Origin of the sequence: Jeotgalicoccus sp. ATCC 8456, assembly GCF_016313225.1 — a bacterium.
Lineage (GTDB): Bacteria > Bacillota > Bacilli > Staphylococcales > Salinicoccaceae > Jeotgalicoccus > Jeotgalicoccus marinus.
In genome coordinates, this window is sequence record NZ_CP066224.1 from 1,298,834 (window position 1) to 1,315,645 (window position 16,812).

Below are 16,812 nucleotides of genomic sequence, written 5' to 3' on the forward strand. Positions count from 1 at the left end.
AAAAAATATGCTACTCACTATATACCCATTCCTATATTATTTTTCGTCATCATTACCTTTATTTAGAATTAAAAAGTCCAATTCTTCTTTAGACAATGATTTCAAGGTCTTGTATTTAAATGCAAAGAATATAGTACCTAAGATTACCCACATTAATAAGGCATAATATGACGGTGCCGAAAGTGCCGCTGGTGATCCTGGGTATAATAATAACACTAAGAACACTAATGAGATGATGACACCTAGAACACCGAATATGACATATACAATGTTTTTACTTTCTGGTTTGGAGAAGTATTTTACTGCGACTGCACTCGTCGCTAAGAAAGCAATAGAGACACCAACAGAAGACATATCTACAATCCAGTTTAAAGCAGTTCTTCCTAGCCATGGAGCAACGAGACAAACGATTAGAACGAATAACACTGCGTAGTGTGGCGTCTTGTTTTTCTTGTGCACCTTAGCAAATATTGCCGGTACAAATTGTGCACGTCCCAGTGCAAAAATTAAACGTGATGATGACATATAGAAACCGTTGAGACCAGTAAAGACACCAAAAGTTATGGCAAATGTTAAAAAACATCAACCCAATTATACCCATGGAGTTTTGGATGACTGAACCAGTTACCCAAACTGCACCGTCCATAGAATTCTGATCCGGGTAAATCCATGATGTTACTAAGATCATTGCGACATAAGTAATGATAGATGCGATGATTCCAAACACAATAAGTTTAAAGGTTTTATCTGCACTAAATTTAAACTCTTCTGCTGCCTGTGGAATGTTATCAAAGCCAACATACATCCACGGCGCTATTGCAACAATTAGAATGATGGACTTCCAAACACCGTCTGTTTCATGGAAAAGTGGCTGTACATTCTCAAATGAGAATTCTCCGACGAAGAAAGACAATACAAATAATCCAGCTACAACTAAAGCCATAAACAAACAGAATATAAATTGAAAGTTTCCTGAAAGTCCTGAACCCTTCATACTAATCCAAGCAAAGATGATCAATATCACGGTGGATAAAATCACTTCCATAATATAAACGTCCCAGCCCGCTATCGTATAAAGGTAACCGACTTCTAAGAAGTCTGGTAAGACAAATTTAAAAAGTAAACTAAAGGCACTGGCATTCAGTGCGACGACACATATGTAACCGAGTACCAAGAACCATGAAGCAATAAAAGCTGCAAATTTACCAAATCCAGCATAGGTAAATGCAAATTCACCACCTGATACCGGGAATTTTGCCGTGAGTGCGCCGTAACCTACAGCAATGATGAGCATCAATATACCACCGATTGTAATACCTAACGTTGCCCCAAGTGTTCCTGATGAAATCAACCAATCGCCTGGTAGTATAAAGGCCCCCCAACCAATAGAAGAACCATAGGCTATCGCCCAAATAAATCGTTTTGACATAGTACTTTCTAATTCAGTCCGTTTCTCAGACATTTCTTTGACCCCTCTTGTTTTAAGTTTTTACTTGTGGTCAAGTATGTCATAATATGCTTGAAGTCGCTACATCTTTAATAAATTTATGACAATTTTAGGGAGGATTTGACATGACTTTACCAAAGATCGGAAAGCCCGCTACAAATGCCCTCGCCAACATCGGAGTCACTGAATTAAAACATGTTTCAAAAATCGACGAGGATAACCTCCAGAAAATTCACGGTGTCGGACCGAAAGCCATTAAAATTTTAAAGACGGCTTTAGCTGAAGAAAATTTAAATTTCAAAGTGCTAGAACCCTTACCATTTAGGACACCTTTTGCGGTTATGGGGTCTTTATCTTGTAACAATGCACCTAAAAGAGAAATACTACGGAATTTTGTGATTGGTGTTCATGCTAACCAGCCAACTTCGATTCGTCATTTACACACAGATGATTGTGATTTTGAGTTTTTTACTGATGTAGAATCAATAAGTAGTTTAGAGATTAACCATTTAATCACTCACGGTAAGGAAGGGGCCGCTTCAAGTATTACCACTTTAAAATCAGGAGAAAAATTGTCCTACGCCTATATATTTGAATTTGAAAATAGTAAAAAAGAAGCAAGAATTAAAAAAGTTTCAATTTATTTTCAAGCTGACTGTTAGTCACATAAAAATTCGGGTATTAGTAAATAATACTTTAGAGAATAATTGAGGTGAAAATCAATGCAGGTGTCATATCACACAGATCACGACAGCGCATACCAAAAATTGATAACCGATGTTGCTGCTCGCCCTGACGATATTTTTCCACTGCTCGGAACAACTTTAGGTGTTCAACAATGGTTTCCAGAACTCTCAGTTCGTGGTGGTGATGTAATTACTTTCGGCCACGGAACACAGGATGAAGAGGATTGTGAAATCTTCAAATACGAGAATCCTAAAGTGCTTCATTTCGAATGGTATGGTGGAGAAATAGAATTTCTATTAGAGGAAAATGAAGACTCGAGCAAGATTATGCTTAACCAGAGATTGCCGTTAGATACTGAGTATCTCTCTCAAGACTTTGGAGGCTGGCAACACCACTTTAAGAGCATTAAATCAATTGCTGAAGGTGGTAAAGCTTTAGAGATGGATATGGATGAATTTGAACATACTAAAAAAGATATAGAAGCAAATTTAGATAAATAATTTTAAGGGATAATACTACGGTGTTATCCCTTTTTTACTGCCTTTATTGACAATTAATAATTACATATTGACAAATAAACTTGTCAATATGACGTGTTAATGTTACATTATGTATATCAAATCGATTTGAAATATTGATCAGTGAGGTCAAAATATGAAAACAAGACTAAGAGAATTGCGTGCTAGAGATAGGTTAAACCAAACAGAACTTGCCAAACTCGCAAAAATTTCACGACAAACAATTAGCCTAATCGAAAGAGAAGAGTATATTCCTTCTCTACTTATAGCTAAGCGGTTAGCAAATATCTTTAACGAACCAATAGAAAGTATCTTCATTTTTGAAGAGGAGGAATTATAATGAAAATGGTACTAAAATTGATTGTTGGCGCACTCATCGGTTTTGCAGGCGGTTACTTGTTAATTGAAGCTTTATATGGAAATATTAATAATATTTATATGGATAATATTTATTACTATCTGAGTATCGTGATTGTCATTACTGCTCTAGGTTTAATGATTTATACACTCATCAAAAATTATCAATTGATTTCACGACTTAAAGGAAATAATACAGACTTTACTGATGATGAGTGGGACCGTTATAAATACAACTCATATAATATTTTGACAGTATCATCATCTTCAGCAATTATTCTCTCCTTCATTGGATTATCAATTCAACTGATGCATGCAAGAGATACATGGTTGTTGATTGCGACAGGCATTTTATTTTTAGTCTCAGTTGGCGTCAGCTTCGTGACACCTAATCTGATTCAATCTTTATTCCCTGATAGAGACTTGCCTGAACCAGGTGACAAAGATTACGCAGACAAATTGTTTAATGCATCTGATGATGGTGAAATTTATATCATGGCTAAAGCAATGTATCGTTCAACAAACTTAACGACGCTTCTACTATTTTTTGCCTTAGTAGCGATGATGTTCTATACAATTATAACTGGAGAATCACAAATTTTCTCAATCATTTTAGTCGGTATTATCTTAGTTATCAATCAAGTTAAATACTCTATTGAGATTAGAGATAAATAAAAAAGGCCTGTTAGCTATTTAAGTAGCTAACAGGTTTATTTATGAGTACAAGATGCTCTGTGGTCAACGCCATCTCACCTTTGAACTTCCAGACGCTCACCACAACCTCTTACCACGTCTCTATATCATCACGTACGCTGTATTCTTGTTTTTTACCGTGTCGCTGTTCTAAATTCTCTTCAATATCTTTTAAAGTCACACTATTTTGATTTAGGAGAACTAAGAAGTGATACAATAGATCGCTAGATTCATCAATGAGCTCTTTTTTGTCTTGGTTTTTAGCAGCGATGACGACTTCCGTCATTTCTTCACCACATTTTTTGAGGATTTTATCTAGTCCCTCTTCCATTAAATACTTGGTATACGAACCTTCTTCTGGTTGTGCCATTTTTTTCTGAACAGTTTTTTCTAGTGTTTGAAGGTTGAAGTAATCGTCCCCAAAGCAACTGTTTGTTCCTGTATGGCATGTAGGTCCCTTAGGATTAACTTCAATAAGTAAGGCATCACTATCACAGTCGAGCTTCATAGATACGACTGCTTGGGTATTACCGCTCGTTTCTCCTTTTTTCCACAGGCGCTGTTTTGACCTAGAATAAAACCACACAACACCCTCTGCTATAGTCTTTTCTAATGCCGTTTCATTCATAAAGCCATTCATTAACACTTGTTTTGTCTCACTATCCTGTAGAATTACAGAAAGCAGTCGATCATTTTTAGAGAAATCTGCCTGCATTAAATCTCCACCTCTATGCCTTCTTTTTGTAAGGATGATTTTAATTCATAAATTTCAACTTCTCCTTTGTGGAAGATGGAAGCTGCAAGTCCTGCACTTACATTTGTCTTATTAAACACATCGATAAAATCTTGGATGCTTCCAGCACCACCACTGGCAGTAACTGGAATGCTCACTGCTTCTGCTGATTTACTCAAGAAGTCATAGTCAAATCCTTGTTTCACACCATCGTGATCCATACTCGTGATTAACAGTTCACCTGCACCGAGTGATTCACATTGTTTCACCCAGTCTAAAGCATCGATATCTGCACGTTTCTTACCACCGTGTGTGAGGACGTAATACTTATCTTCTGTATCATCGTATTCTGTATCAATCGCCACAACGATCTTGTCACTACCAAATTTCTTAGAAGCTTCTGTAACGAAAGCTGGATTGGCTACAGCTGCTGAGTTTATGCTCACTTTATCTGCACCAGCTTCAAATAATTGTTCGATATCTTCAACAGATTGGATGCCGCCACCTATTGTGAGTGGGATTGTTAGGTCCTTAGCTGTCTCCCTAATCAGATCAAGTAATAAATCATGACCTTCTTCAGTTTTTGAAATATCTAGAAATACTAATTCATCGGCACCACTTTGATTATACTTATCTGCTAAATCCTTTGGATTACCGATATCTTCTAAATCTACGAAGTTAACACCTTTCACTACTCTACCGTCTTTTACATCTAAGCATGGAATAATCTTTTTCTTTGTCATGTAATGTCCTCCCAAAATTCATCTTTGTGACTCGCTTTACCTACAATCGCTTCGGTAATACCTAGTGATTCTAGACGATCTAAATCACGCTTATCTCTCACACCGCCACTTGCAACAACTTTGTGCTTAGTTAGATGATTAATTCTTTCAGTGTTCAGAAAATTAGGTCCAAGCCCCATACCGTCCTTATTAATATCGGTATATATGACACCCGCAAGTTCAAGGTTTTCAATTTGCTTTAGATATTCATCAATCGTAATTCCTGAGTTTTCAGTCCAACCGTTGATATAGATATCATTCTCTCTCGCATCAACACCGACAAAGATTTTCCTGGGAAATTTTAATGTAATATCCTTCAACCACGGAATATCCACAATGGCTCTAGTCCCTAAAATAAAGTAGTCTACCCCCATTTCGTGGTATTTTTCAATCATTTCTAATGAACGAAGTCCACCGCCAATTTCCAAAGGTTTGGAGGATAAAGATCTCAGATGGCTCACTAGATTCGATTCCTTAGATTCTTGATGGAGGGCACCCATCAAGTCGACAATATGAATCCGAGAAACCGAATCAAAGCTTTGGTAGAAACGAAGTGCCTCTTCTGGCGTTCTTTTCGTAGCTGTTTTTTTATCGTAATCACCTTGTGATAGCCTGACATTATTGCCATCAATCAGGTCGATTGCAGGTACAATATTCATAGTGACAGTCCTTTCTTATTCGATGACGCCTTTAGATGATGGAATTCCCGAATTCGTTGGTGACAATGCAATTTTTAAACTGCGTGCAAATGCTTTAAATATTGCTTCTATTTCATGGTGTGAGTTACCTCGCTTAAGTAAATCAATGTGCAGTGTCATACGACTATTCATCGCTACTGCATTGAACAATTCCTCAACGAGCTCAGTATCAAAGTCTCCGGTTTTTTCTCTTGAAAATTCCGCTCTGAAACTCAAGAATGGTCGTCCTGATAAGTCGAGCACAACGCGTGCCAGTGATTCATCCATTGGTAAGTACATAGATCCATATCTAAGGTAACTCTGTTGATCTACGTATATTTCTCTAATCAATTGTCCTAAGACAATACCAATATCTTCTACAGTGTGGTGGGCATCAATATGGAGGTCACCTTCTGCTTTTACGTTCAGGTATATTTCTGAGTGAAAGCTAAACAGGGTCAACATGTGGTCAAAGAAACCTACGCCTGTATTGATATTAGATTCCTTGAAATCCCTTTTTGGATCCATAACAATTTCAAGCTTTGTTTCTTTTGTATCTCTCACTTTTTTATATTCAGTCATTCGCTTCACCCCACTTAGTGATCAGGGCTCTAAGTTCGTCTACAGCTGTCTCGTCGACAATTGAGAACCTCGCCACATTGGATAGTTGTTGGTCCTCTTCATATACTCGACCTTTAAAGCCATTTTCAAGTAAATAATTGTATAAGTCTTTTGCCTTATCACCATATACAAAGACAAAATTCGTATGTGATGGTTTAATTCTGACGTGTCGACGCACGATTTCAAAGCTATCGACCAATTTTTGATGAAGTTCTTTTTGATAGTTAAACCATTCATCTAGTTTCTCTTCGTCATTTAAGAGTGCATTGGCTAAGACTAGAGAAAGACTATTCAAGGGATAAGGATGATTAATCTTGGTGATTTTATCGAAAGCTTCTCCTTTTGCAATGGCGATACCGATTCTTAGGCCGGCAAGACCGTACACTTTACTAAGCGTTCTTAAGATGATGACGTGGTCGCCTGTTGGCAATTCTCGATCCAAAGCAAACTCTCCGTACGCCTCATCTATAACAAGGTAACCTCCAACAGCCTTCATCGCATCGGCTAACTGTTTCATCGCATAAGATGGTAATAGGACGCCTGTTGGATTATGAGGATTTGATATAAAGAAGACGGATGGTTTTTTATCTTGTATTGCCCTAACTGCCGCATCAAAATCAAAAGAAAAATCTCCTCTTGAAGCGACTGAGTAAAATCGAATACCCACTTGATTTGTATAGACTTGGTACATAAAGAAGTCCGGCTTAAAGGACATCACACCACTCTGACCAAGTGTCATTACAATTTTTTGAATCCATTCATCTGAGCCATTTGCAACTTCGATTTGATTCCTATTAAATCTATTTCTTTTAGCATAAAGTGTCTTAAATTTTTCAAGTTCTTCCTCTGAATATGTTTCAATATTTGCTTGTTCAACCGCCTTATTAATCATGTCTTTTGTTAGCGGTGATTTTGGGGATGTGTTTCTATCCATACTGATCATGCGCTCACTCCATTCTAATATTCAAAGATTCTCCGTGTGCGAATAGCCCTTCTTTGTCAGCCAACAACTTAGCAGGTTGACTAATCTCATCATAAGTCTCTTTCTTTAAATTAATAATGGCATGACTAGTCAGACAGTCATCGACATTGAGACCATGACTAAAGCGACCTGTTCTGTTCGTTGGAAGCACATGGGATGGGCCTGCGGCATAATCACCGATTGCTTCTGGTGAATATTGCCCGATAAACACCGCACCTGCGTAAGAAATTTCACTTGCAATGGACTTAGCATCTTGATGCTGGATCGATACGTGTTCCGGTGCAATATAGTCGATAACTTGTTTTAAATTTTCTCTAGTATCGACAATTTGCCAGTGATTATTTTTAAGAGAGCCTTTAATTACATCTGCTCTTTCTTGTTCGTCTACCAAGCGATTCACTTCAGCTTCTACACCTTCGATCACTGACTCACTTTCAGCGATGAGGAAGGTACGTGCATTAACGTCATGTTCTGCTTGAGCAAAAATATCATAAGCAATTGCAGTATAGTCTGCACTCTCATCCACATAGAGTAGAATCTCACTAGGTCCAGCAACCATATCAATCCCGACATCACCAAACAATAATTTTTTTGCAAGTGCTACATACTTATTCCCTGGCCCGACAATCTTATCCACTTTTGGAATAGATTTTGTACCATAAGCTAAAGCAGCAATCGCCTGAGCACCGCCGATACGGTATACGTCTTTTACACCAGCGACATATAAGGCTCCAAAAGTAATGTTGTTATCAGAGAAAGTTGGCGTTACAACGGCGATATTACTTACCCCTGCAACCATGGCAGGTACTGCTGTCATCAGTACACTGGACGGGTAAAGTGCGCTACCACCTGGAATGTAAATACCGATACTTTCTATCGGTTTGTAGACATAAGAGAATTCATCGCCTTCGACATCCTTATATTTAATTGACTCCTGATATTCACTAATTCGGTCTTTGATAGATATCAGGGCATTCTTTTCTTCTTCAGTTAAAGCATCAAAACTATTCTTTAAGCTCTCTTCTGGCACTTTAAAATCTTCTATTTCCACACCGTCAAAAGCTTTCGTATATTTCTTTAGTGCCTCATCGTTATATATTTTTACATCGTTGATAATGTCTAGAACCGACTTCAAGCTGTCACTATCATCTTGTGTCGACGTAGAAAAACGTTCTATAAACTGCTCGGCATTCATTCAATCACTCCAATTTCGCTTAAGAATTCGTAGATGTCATCCTCTTTTGTATAAAAGGTTTGCTTATTCGCAATCAATCTTGCTTGAACATCTAATATCTTTTGATATTCAATTAAACCGTTATCTCTTAAAGTACTACCTGTCTGTACAATATCCACTATCCCATCTGCTAGACCCAGTATTGGAGCCAGTTCGACAGATCCATTTAAATGAATGAGAGATATCGCCTGTTGTTCATCATTAAAGAATTTTCTTGCAATATTAATATACTTAGAGGCAATCGTCACAAAACGTTCTATATTCGGTGGTCCAGCTAAGGCAAAGTGGCACTGCCCGAATGATAGCTCAGATACGTTTAAATAAGAAAATGAATCCTCTTCTAAAATATCTGATCCAACGATGCCAATATCTGCGACACCACGTTCAACGTACACAGGAACATCTGGCCCTTTAGCAAAAATGAATCGCACATTTCCGGATGTAGTATATAAAGTCCGAGATTTTTCTTTTAATACTCCGCTGTATATATCTAAATTTTTTTCTTCTAAATATTTTATGAAATCATCAAATAATCGACCTTTTGATAATGCTACCGTAATCATAACAAGCCTCCATCAGAAAGATTTAAGCCTATGCCAAAGGCACTGCTGTTGTATTGGCCACCACTGAGTACAGGTGAGTTCGCATTGAGGAAAGCTTGGAAGTACAAACCATTGTAATATTTTTGAGGTGACCGAAATGATAGATCTAAAATAAATTTCATTTCTTTATTTTGAGATTTAATAACGTCTTTTACTCTCTCAATTAACTGCATTATCTCAGTGTCGCCGAAAAGATGTTGAATCATTCCATATTGTTCACTCACCTTAGCACTTATAATCTTGTATAAATCATGGTCAGTACCAAGCACCCGTCTCAACTCTGAAATATTTTTACTGTAGACGAGTGTGCGGATATTTTCACTGAGTTTGTATTTGTCGACAAACAAATCCAAAAGCTGATCGTTGTTGATTACAAAAGTCTTAATCGTATCTTCTGTACTATTTTCTACAAACTGAATATGCATCAGTAAAGTATTGATAATGTCTTGATTTCCGACCTTATATATTTCGACACCGGCCTGGTAGAAAGATTCATGTTCCCTTACAACCGGGCCAAAATAACCAAACTTGGTTTCATTTGAATAGTAATTGTTATTGAAATTAAGTAAAGTTCTCGTCCAATCACTGCGTATCGCGTACATTGTGCTATCTCGTTCAAACACGATACTCGTCGGATGATGATTTTTATCGTCTATATAAAAAGGTTCAATCATATTCATATCGACTAAGGTAAAACCTGAGCGGTCCAATAAGTCTAAGTACGTTGTACCCAATGCAGTTCGTTTTAGTATTAACTGATTTGCTGACATGCATATTCTCCTTTACTACTTTAGCGTGATAAAGAAATCTGATAAATTACATACTAACAAAGAACAGAAATAAGTACAACGATTTTCTTTAGCTCTTTAGTATGTTAAAGTGGGATATATGAAAATACGGGAGTTGATTACATGCAAATAGATAAGTTAAAAGGTCAGGAGCTTGATGATTTGTTCGACGGTATCTTATCTCTTGAGTCAAAAGAAGACTGTTATAAATTCTTTGATGATATTTGCACGTCTAATGAACTTGTCTCGCTTAAACAACGTTTTCAAGTGGCAAAGCTCATTAATGAAGGAATGACATATTCAAAAATTCAAGAAAAAACGGGAGCATCTAGCGCGACAGTATCGCGTGTGAAACGCTGTATAGATTATGGTAGTGGTGGATATATCACCGTTTTAAGTAAAATGGAGTAACGCTATGCGTTACTCCATTAGTTCTTCTTATTTACTTATAATTAATCTTCATCATCACGTTCTGTATCTAGAATTTCAAGTGAATCTGCATCAATTGTATATTCGTAAATTTCATTTTCATACAGTAAGTCAATGTCATATTCAGCCTTACCATCATCCATTGAAAGTGTCCATTCTGAAATATCTCCGCCGCCTGCATCAGAACTTGCGACTTCAAAAGCTTCGTCAATTGAACTAACGCTAGAGTAATCTAGAATTTCTTCTTCATCGTCATCACCTTCTGAATCAGTTCTAACGTCGACGACTTCCTCTGTCTCTTGATTAATCGTTACTTCAGCTTCTTCATCTGCACTTCTTAGGTCTATTTTATACACCCAGTCTCCTCTATCTTGATCGAGCTGAACTTCGTGCAGATTACCATCGAATTCACCCTGTGCAATTTCAATAGCATCTTCAGGACTTAAATTTACATCGTCAATGGCGATTGCTTCACTGCTATTCCCTGATGAATCACTGGAAGACTCTTCTGAGCCGGAGTTATCATCGTTTGAATCATCATCTGTTTGATTATCACCTTGAGTATCTTCCACAGGTTCTGCAGGTGTACCTGCATCGTCTGCATCTTCTTCAGAACCTCCATCACTATTACAAGCAGCTAAAGCTAATGTTGTTGCTAATGCTAGTCCAAAAATCTTCGTTTTCACCCTCGTTCCTCCTTATTCTATCTATTAATCTTTTAACCAATAATGATTCACTACAAACATGTACGGGAAATCATTTATCATTTACATGCTTATCGATATAATAGAGGTATTAATATTTGAAAAGGCTTAGGGGTGTTTAGATTGACAAATATCGATAACGACAACCAGGATTACAAGGCGCACTATTTTCAACTTTTAGCCGAGAAGTTTAATTCTGAAGAAAAAGTGGCAACTGAGATTATAAATCTTGAATCTATAATGGAATTGCCAAAGGGTACTGAGCACTTTGTCAGTGATTTACATGGTGAGTTTCAAGCTTTCCAACACGTATTAAGAAATGGTTCGGGTAATGTCAAAGTTAAAATTGACGATTTATTTAAAGACCAACTGACAACGAACGAGTTAAATGAACTTGCAGCTGTCGTCTACTATCCTGAAGAAAAGCTTCAATTAGTAAAGAATGAATTTACCAATAAGGATGAATTAAATCATTGGTATAAAACTAAGGTTGAGCAATTAATTGAGTTGGTTGCTTACTCTTCTTCAAAATATACACGTTCAAAACTTAGAAAGGCCTTACCACCACAGTTCGCTTATATCATTGAGGAACTTTTATATAAGAAAGATGAAAATGATAATAAGAAACAATACTATAATAGTATTCTTAGTGAAGTAATCGGTTTAGGTCAAGCGGATAAATTAATCACTGGACTCGCTTTTAGTGTTCAAAGATTAGTTGTCGATCACCTTCATGTTGTTGGCGACATTTATGATAGAGGGCCAGAACCTGACAAGATTATGGATACGCTTATCGATTATCACTCTGTTGATATTCAATGGGGGAACCACGATGTTTTATGGATTGGTGCCTATGCCGGCTCCAAAGTGTGTCTTGCCAACATTATTCGTATCTGCGCTAGATACAATAACTTAGATATTATTGAAGATGCTTACGGTATAAATTTACGCCCTTTATTTACTTTAGCTGATAAGTACTATGGAGATAACAAGGCATTTAGACCGAAGAAAACAACTGGTAAGACATTGGATGAAGCTGAACAGTTACAGATGACCAAGGTTCAACAAGCCATTGCGATGATCCAATTTAAACTAGAGGCACCCATTATCAAGCGCCGTCCTAATTTTGAAATGGATGACCGTCTAGTACTGGAAAACATCAATTACGACACACTTGAATACACGGTTAATGGTAATGTATATCCTTTAGAAAATACTTGTTTCTCTACGATTGATCCGAATAATCCTACAGCTTTAACTGAAGATGAAGAAGATGTGATGAATACTTTACTCATCAGTGTGCAACAATCCGAGAAACTAAAACGTCATATGAGTTTCATGATGAAGAAAGGAAACTTATACCTACGTTATAACGGCAATCTATTAATTCACGGCTGTATTCCTGTAGACGAAGATAGCAATATGGAAGGTATGGAAATCGACGGTAAAACATACTATAGCCGCGAACTTCTAGATCAGTTTGAGTACTACTTACGCTACTCATTTACGCACTTAGATGACACTGATGATCTAGCCACTGACCTTGTATGGTACTTATGGAATGGTAAAAAATCTTCTCTATTTGGAAAACGTGCCATGACTACATTTGAGAGATATTTTGTAAATGATAAACCCGCTCAAAAAGAAGAGAAGAACCCATACTATTACCTTAGAGAAAAAGCCGAGTCTGCACGTATCTTCTTAGAAGAGTTCGATTTAGATCCTGATGAAGGTCATATCATCAACGGACATACGCCTGTGAAAGAAAAAAAAGGTGAGAACCCGATTAAAGCGGATGGTAAGTTTATAGTTATCGACGGTGGTTTCTCTAAAGCGTATCAATCCACAACAGGCATTGCCGGCTACACCTTGTTATATAATTCATATGGTATGCAACTTGTTGCCCACCAAGAGTTTAACTCTAAAGATAATGTACTAAATAATGAATCCGATGTACTTGCTGTTAGAAGGATTGTCGATGAAGAAGTAGAGCGTAAAAAAGTTCGGGATACGAAGACTGGTAAACGCTTGAATTACGAAATTAATATGCTGAAAGAATTAATGAAACAGAGATATCTTAACTAGAAGATAGAAACAAAATTTAAGACAAGCTGGAGTTTTTGTTAGATGATGTAATAGAGCGTAATAATGGAAGGTGATAATATGAACAGCATCCCAGAATATAATTTACATGATGGTTACAAAATTCCAGCCATTGGATTTGGAACGGTATACCTTAACGGGAAGCAAGGTGCTAAAGATATAGAAGCTGCCATAAATAATGGTTACCGGTTATTAGACACTGCAATCCGTTATAGAAACGAAGGGGCTGTTGGAGAAGCTATCAGAAATACTGATGTTTCTAGAGAAGAAATATACGTGACATCTAAGCTTCGTGGTGGTTTATATGATTATGACACTGCATTAGAATCTATTGAAGAATCCTTGTTTAGAACAGGTTTGAATTATATTGACTTATTCTTATTGCACTGGCCAAACCCTAAACAAGACAAGTATGTGGAAGCTTGGAAGGCATTAATTCAAGCTCAAAAAAATGGATACGTTAGATCAATCGGTGTGTCTAACTTTGAACCTGAGCATATTGACCGTCTAGTCAATGAAACTGGTGTGAAACCTGTTATCAATCAAATAGAACTTCACCCCTGCTTTATTCAAGAGAAGGTCCGTAAATATAATAAGGATAACGACATTATAACGGAAGCATGGAGTCCTTTATCACGTGCACAATCAGTAATTAATGATCCGCTTTTGCAAAAACTAGCAAAAGAAAAAGAAAAAGACGTCGGGCAAATTATTTTACGTTGGCATTACCAACATGGTGTCTTACCAGTACCACGTTCATCCAAACCAGAACGTCAGATAAGTAACTTAAACATCTTTGATTTTGAACTCTCTGAAGACGAGATGCATGCGATCGATCGTTTAGACCGCCTTGATGGACGTATCAACGACCAAGACCCAAATGAATATGAAGAATTCTAAAAAAAGCTGGCTCCCTAGGGAGTCAGCTTTTTTAATCTATCAGATTATTTTCTTGTAAGAATTCTTCTGCCACGTCATATGGTGCTTCGTCATCTACTGTTACCCGATAGTTCATATCTTGCATTTCCTCATCTGTAATCATGCCAGACAATTGATTTAATGGATCAATAATTTCAGAATGTTCATCTAAAAATTCTTGCTTAAAGAGTGGCGCACCTTGATATGGGGGAAATACTTGTTTGTTATCTTCCAATATAACCATATCGTACTGACGTAATTCTGCATCAGTTGCATAAGCATCCATTAAGTTAATCTCACCATTTTCAATTGCTTGGTATCTCAATTGTGGCTCCATAGTAATGACATCATTAAAGTTTAGGTCATAAGCTTCTTGAATTGCCGGGTAACCGTCTTCAACTCGGTCATTAAACTCCATAGTAAAGCCAGGTCTTATTTCATCTTCTATACTTTTTAAATCTTCGATTGTGGTTAAATTATTTTCTTCAGCAAAATCTCTTTTTACTGCTAGAGTGTAAGTGTTGTTAAACATCATAGGTTCGAGCATGGTCATATCAAATTCCGAATCTAATGCAGTGTTCGCCTGGTTGTATACCACTTCTACATCATTCGATTCTGGAGCTTCTTTTACAAGCTCTCCTAAGACTGTACCTGTAAACTCTAGGTAACCATCTATATCGTCAGATCTTAAGGCATTGAACAAGAATGAAGTTTGCCCTAAACCATCTTCAACATTCACTGTATAATCGGTTTCTTCTTCAATTAATATCTTATACATATTCGTTATAATCGCAGGCTCTGAGCCTAATTTACCTGCAATAGTAATCTCGCCATCTCTATTCGTTAATAGTGGTGCTAAGGTAACTGCTAAAATAATGACAAATATTGTACCCACTGTAATCATGGCACGTTTATAGGATAAGTTTTGTATGATTCTTAAACCGATATCAAAAATAATCGCTAACAGTGCTGCAGGTATCGCACCGATTAGAATAAGATCTGTGTTATTACGATTAATACCGAGTAGTATTAAATCACCTAAACCACCTGCACCAATTAAAGCTGCTAAGGTTGCCGTACCAATAATTAACACCATTGCTGTTCTAATACCTGCCATAATAATTGGCATAGCAATCGGTATTTCCACTTTTAATAGTCGTCTTACCGGTTTCATACCGATACCTTCAGCCGCTTCCACTAAAGACTCATCTACTTCATTAATACCTGTATAAGTATTTCTTAATACGGGCAGTAAGGCGTATATTACAAGTGCGATAATTGCCGGTACTTCACCGATACCAAATAAGGGTATCATCAAGCCTAATAGTGCTAATGACGGTATAGTCTGCATTACTGCAGCGATATTTATAACGATCTCAGCAATTCGGTCCGTCTTGGTTAAAAGTATGCCAAGTGGTACCCCAACAAGTACCGCAATTAAAAGTGCAATAAATGAAATCTGTATGTGTTCGATTAGTGTTTGTAAAATCTCACCACGTCTCGACGATAAAGTCTCTAGAAATGTATTCATTTAACTTCACCACTTTTCCGGGCGAGATGTTGAAACACATCAGAACGCGTTAATAGTTTAGGACCGTCCTCAACTTCAACTATAACTTCATCCTGTTCAGTGAGTGCTGTAAAAACGTCATGAAGTGATTTATCTTGTGAAATATAGACGCTCTGATGTTCATTCTTAAGCACTGCTTTATTCAATACTAAATCACCTGCTTTAATATCATCAAAAGGTTCACTTTGACCACCTATAAAGTTTCTAACAAAGTCACTTTTTGGCGTCTGAATAAACTCATTTGGCGTACCAATCTGTTCAACTGCTCCTTCATTGAACAAACATAAACGGTCTGCAAGCTTGAATGCTTCAGATATATCATGCGTAACAAAGATAATGGTCTTTTTGATTTTCTCTTGTAGTTCAATTAGATCGTTCTGAAATTTTTCTCTAGTTATAGGGTCTAGTGCACTGAAAGGCTCATCCATTAAAATAACTGGAGGATCAGCAGCCAGTGCTCGAAGCACACCGATTCTTTGTTGTTGACCACCCGACAGTTCAGTCGGCTTCCTATCTCTATAAACCCCAGGGTCTAAGCCGACCATCTTTAATAATTCATCGATTCTATTTTTAATTTTTTCGTCAGACCATTTTTCCATCTGTGGGACTTGTGCAATATTTTCTGCGATTGTCATATGCGGAAAAAGCGCAATTTGTTGTAGTACATATCCCATGTCTCTACGCATTTCATAAACTTCGTAATCGCTAATTGGGTTGTCTTTAAAATATATGTATCCTTCACTCAGAGGAATTAGCCGATTAATCATTTTAAGTGTTGTCGTCTTACCACTTCCTGATGGGCCAATTAAAACAAAAAATTCTCCTTCATTTATATCAAAACTGACGTTATTCACAGCGATTTTATCACCATAACGCTTTGACACATTTTTAAATTCAATCATGACACAAAGCTCCTTTATAATTTCATATATGTTATAGATAAGTTAAACTGGTTGTAAATGTCCAT

At 37.0% G+C, this 16,812-nt stretch carries 18 protein-coding genes and 1 pseudogene; 7 read left to right on the forward strand and 12 right to left on the reverse strand.

Annotated features, from left to right (window positions below):
* Window positions 1-36: 36 nt before the first annotated feature.
* A pseudogene (locus tag JEM45_RS06720) lies at window positions 37-1,462 on the reverse strand (APC family permease).
* Between the two features lie 110 nt (window positions 1,463-1,572).
* Here JEM45_RS06720 and JEM45_RS06725 point away from each other — a divergent pair.
* The 4 genes from JEM45_RS06725 to JEM45_RS06740 all read left to right on the forward strand — a co-directional run bounded on the left by JEM45_RS06725 (window position 1,573) and on the right by JEM45_RS06740 (window position 3,684).
* The gene (locus JEM45_RS06725; RefSeq protein WP_198687150.1) at window positions 1,573-2,109 is read left to right on the forward strand and encodes a helix-hairpin-helix domain-containing protein; all 537 of its coding nucleotides are present in this window, start codon (window positions 1,573-1,575) and stop codon (window positions 2,107-2,109) included.
* Between the two features lie 60 nt (window positions 2,110-2,169).
* On the forward strand, window positions 2,170-2,634 hold the full coding sequence (locus JEM45_RS06730) for an SRPBCC family protein (RefSeq protein WP_026865863.1): 465 nt from the start codon (window positions 2,170-2,172) through the stop codon (window positions 2,632-2,634).
* A 154-nt stretch (window positions 2,635-2,788) separates the two neighbouring features.
* A complete protein-coding gene (locus tag JEM45_RS06735) occupies window positions 2,789-2,992 on the forward strand; it encodes a helix-turn-helix transcriptional regulator (protein ID WP_026865864.1) in 204 nt (67 codons plus the stop codon).
* Entirely contained in the window at window positions 2,992-3,684 is a 693-nt protein-coding gene (locus JEM45_RS06740; RefSeq protein ID WP_026865865.1) for a DUF3169 family protein, read from the forward strand. The genes JEM45_RS06735 and JEM45_RS06740 overlap by 1 nt, the downstream gene beginning before the upstream one ends.
* A 109-nt stretch (window positions 3,685-3,793) precedes the next feature.
* On the opposite strand, the gene hisIE is transcribed toward JEM45_RS06740, so the two are convergent.
* The 8 genes from hisIE to JEM45_RS06780 are packed head-to-tail and all read right to left on the reverse strand — an operon-like array spanning window position 3,794 to window position 10,103.
* Window positions 3,794-4,417, reverse strand: coding sequence for a bifunctional phosphoribosyl-AMP cyclohydrolase/phosphoribosyl-ATP diphosphatase HisIE (hisIE, locus tag JEM45_RS06745; RefSeq protein WP_198687151.1), 624 nt, complete (start codon window positions 4,415-4,417; stop codon window positions 3,794-3,796).
* Window positions 4,417-5,178, reverse strand: coding sequence for an imidazole glycerol phosphate synthase subunit HisF (hisF, locus tag JEM45_RS06750; protein WP_166626296.1), 762 nt, complete (start codon window positions 5,176-5,178; stop codon window positions 4,417-4,419). The genes hisIE and hisF overlap by 1 nt, the downstream gene beginning before the upstream one ends.
* Complete coding sequence (locus JEM45_RS06755; RefSeq protein WP_198687152.1) at window positions 5,175-5,876, reverse strand: HisA/HisF-related TIM barrel protein; 702 nt, start codon at window positions 5,874-5,876, stop codon at window positions 5,175-5,177. Before JEM45_RS06755 ends, hisF begins: the two co-directional genes overlap by 4 nt.
* Before the next feature lie 15 nt (window positions 5,877-5,891).
* Entirely contained in the window at window positions 5,892-6,476 is a 585-nt protein-coding gene (hisB, locus tag JEM45_RS06760) for an imidazoleglycerol-phosphate dehydratase HisB (protein ID WP_166626297.1), read from the reverse strand.
* Window positions 6,469-7,458, reverse strand: coding sequence for a pyridoxal phosphate-dependent aminotransferase (locus JEM45_RS06765; RefSeq protein WP_051220428.1), 990 nt, complete (start codon window positions 7,456-7,458; stop codon window positions 6,469-6,471). Before JEM45_RS06765 ends, hisB begins: the two co-directional genes overlap by 8 nt.
* Window positions 7,459-7,462: 4 nt before the next feature.
* Window positions 7,463-8,692, reverse strand: a complete 1,230-nt coding sequence (gene hisD, locus JEM45_RS06770) for a histidinol dehydrogenase (protein WP_198687153.1) — start codon at window positions 8,690-8,692, stop codon at window positions 7,463-7,465.
* Complete coding sequence (hisG, locus tag JEM45_RS06775; RefSeq protein WP_198687154.1) at window positions 8,689-9,294, reverse strand: ATP phosphoribosyltransferase; 606 nt, start codon at window positions 9,292-9,294, stop codon at window positions 8,689-8,691. Before hisG ends, hisD begins: the two co-directional genes overlap by 4 nt.
* Window positions 9,291-10,103: an ATP phosphoribosyltransferase regulatory subunit gene (locus JEM45_RS06780; RefSeq protein ID WP_198687155.1), complete on the reverse strand. Its 813-nt coding sequence runs from the start codon at window positions 10,101-10,103 to the stop codon at window positions 9,291-9,293. The genes hisG and JEM45_RS06780 overlap by 4 nt, the downstream gene beginning before the upstream one ends.
* Window positions 10,104-10,244: 141 nt before the next feature.
* On the opposite strand from JEM45_RS06780, the gene JEM45_RS06785 reads away from it, so the two are divergent.
* Window positions 10,245-10,532 carry a YerC/YecD family TrpR-related protein gene (locus tag JEM45_RS06785; protein WP_026865873.1) on the forward strand — a complete coding sequence of 96 codons (288 nt, stop codon included), beginning with the start codon at window positions 10,245-10,247 and terminating at the stop codon, window positions 10,530-10,532.
* Window positions 10,533-10,573: 41 nt separating this feature from the next.
* On the opposite strand, the gene JEM45_RS06790 is transcribed toward JEM45_RS06785, so the two are convergent.
* Entirely contained in the window at window positions 10,574-11,236 is a 663-nt protein-coding gene (locus JEM45_RS06790) for a PepSY domain-containing protein (RefSeq protein WP_026865874.1), read from the reverse strand.
* A 141-nt stretch (window positions 11,237-11,377) separates the two neighbouring features.
* Here JEM45_RS06790 and JEM45_RS06795 point away from each other — a divergent pair, with 141 nt between their 5' ends.
* Both JEM45_RS06795 and JEM45_RS06800 read left to right on the forward strand, forming a co-directional pair.
* The gene (locus JEM45_RS06795) at window positions 11,378-13,339 is read left to right on the forward strand and encodes a fructose-1,6-bisphosphatase (RefSeq protein WP_305066898.1); all 1,962 of its coding nucleotides are present in this window, start codon (window positions 11,378-11,380) and stop codon (window positions 13,337-13,339) included.
* 63 nt (window positions 13,340-13,402) lie between these two features.
* Window positions 13,403-14,257, forward strand: coding sequence for an aldo/keto reductase (locus tag JEM45_RS06800; protein ID WP_235678839.1), 855 nt, complete (start codon window positions 13,403-13,405; stop codon window positions 14,255-14,257).
* Between the two features lie 31 nt (window positions 14,258-14,288).
* On the opposite strand, the gene JEM45_RS06805 is transcribed toward JEM45_RS06800, so the two are convergent.
* A complete protein-coding gene (locus tag JEM45_RS06805; protein ID WP_198687156.1) occupies window positions 14,289-15,806 on the reverse strand; it encodes an ABC transporter permease/substrate-binding protein in 1,518 nt (505 codons plus the stop codon).
* Window positions 15,803-16,747 carry an ABC transporter ATP-binding protein gene (locus JEM45_RS06810; protein ID WP_198687157.1) on the reverse strand — a complete coding sequence of 315 codons (945 nt, stop codon included), beginning with the start codon at window positions 16,745-16,747 and terminating at the stop codon, window positions 15,803-15,805. The genes JEM45_RS06805 and JEM45_RS06810 overlap by 4 nt, the downstream gene beginning before the upstream one ends.
* Window positions 16,748-16,812: the final 65 nt, after the last annotated feature.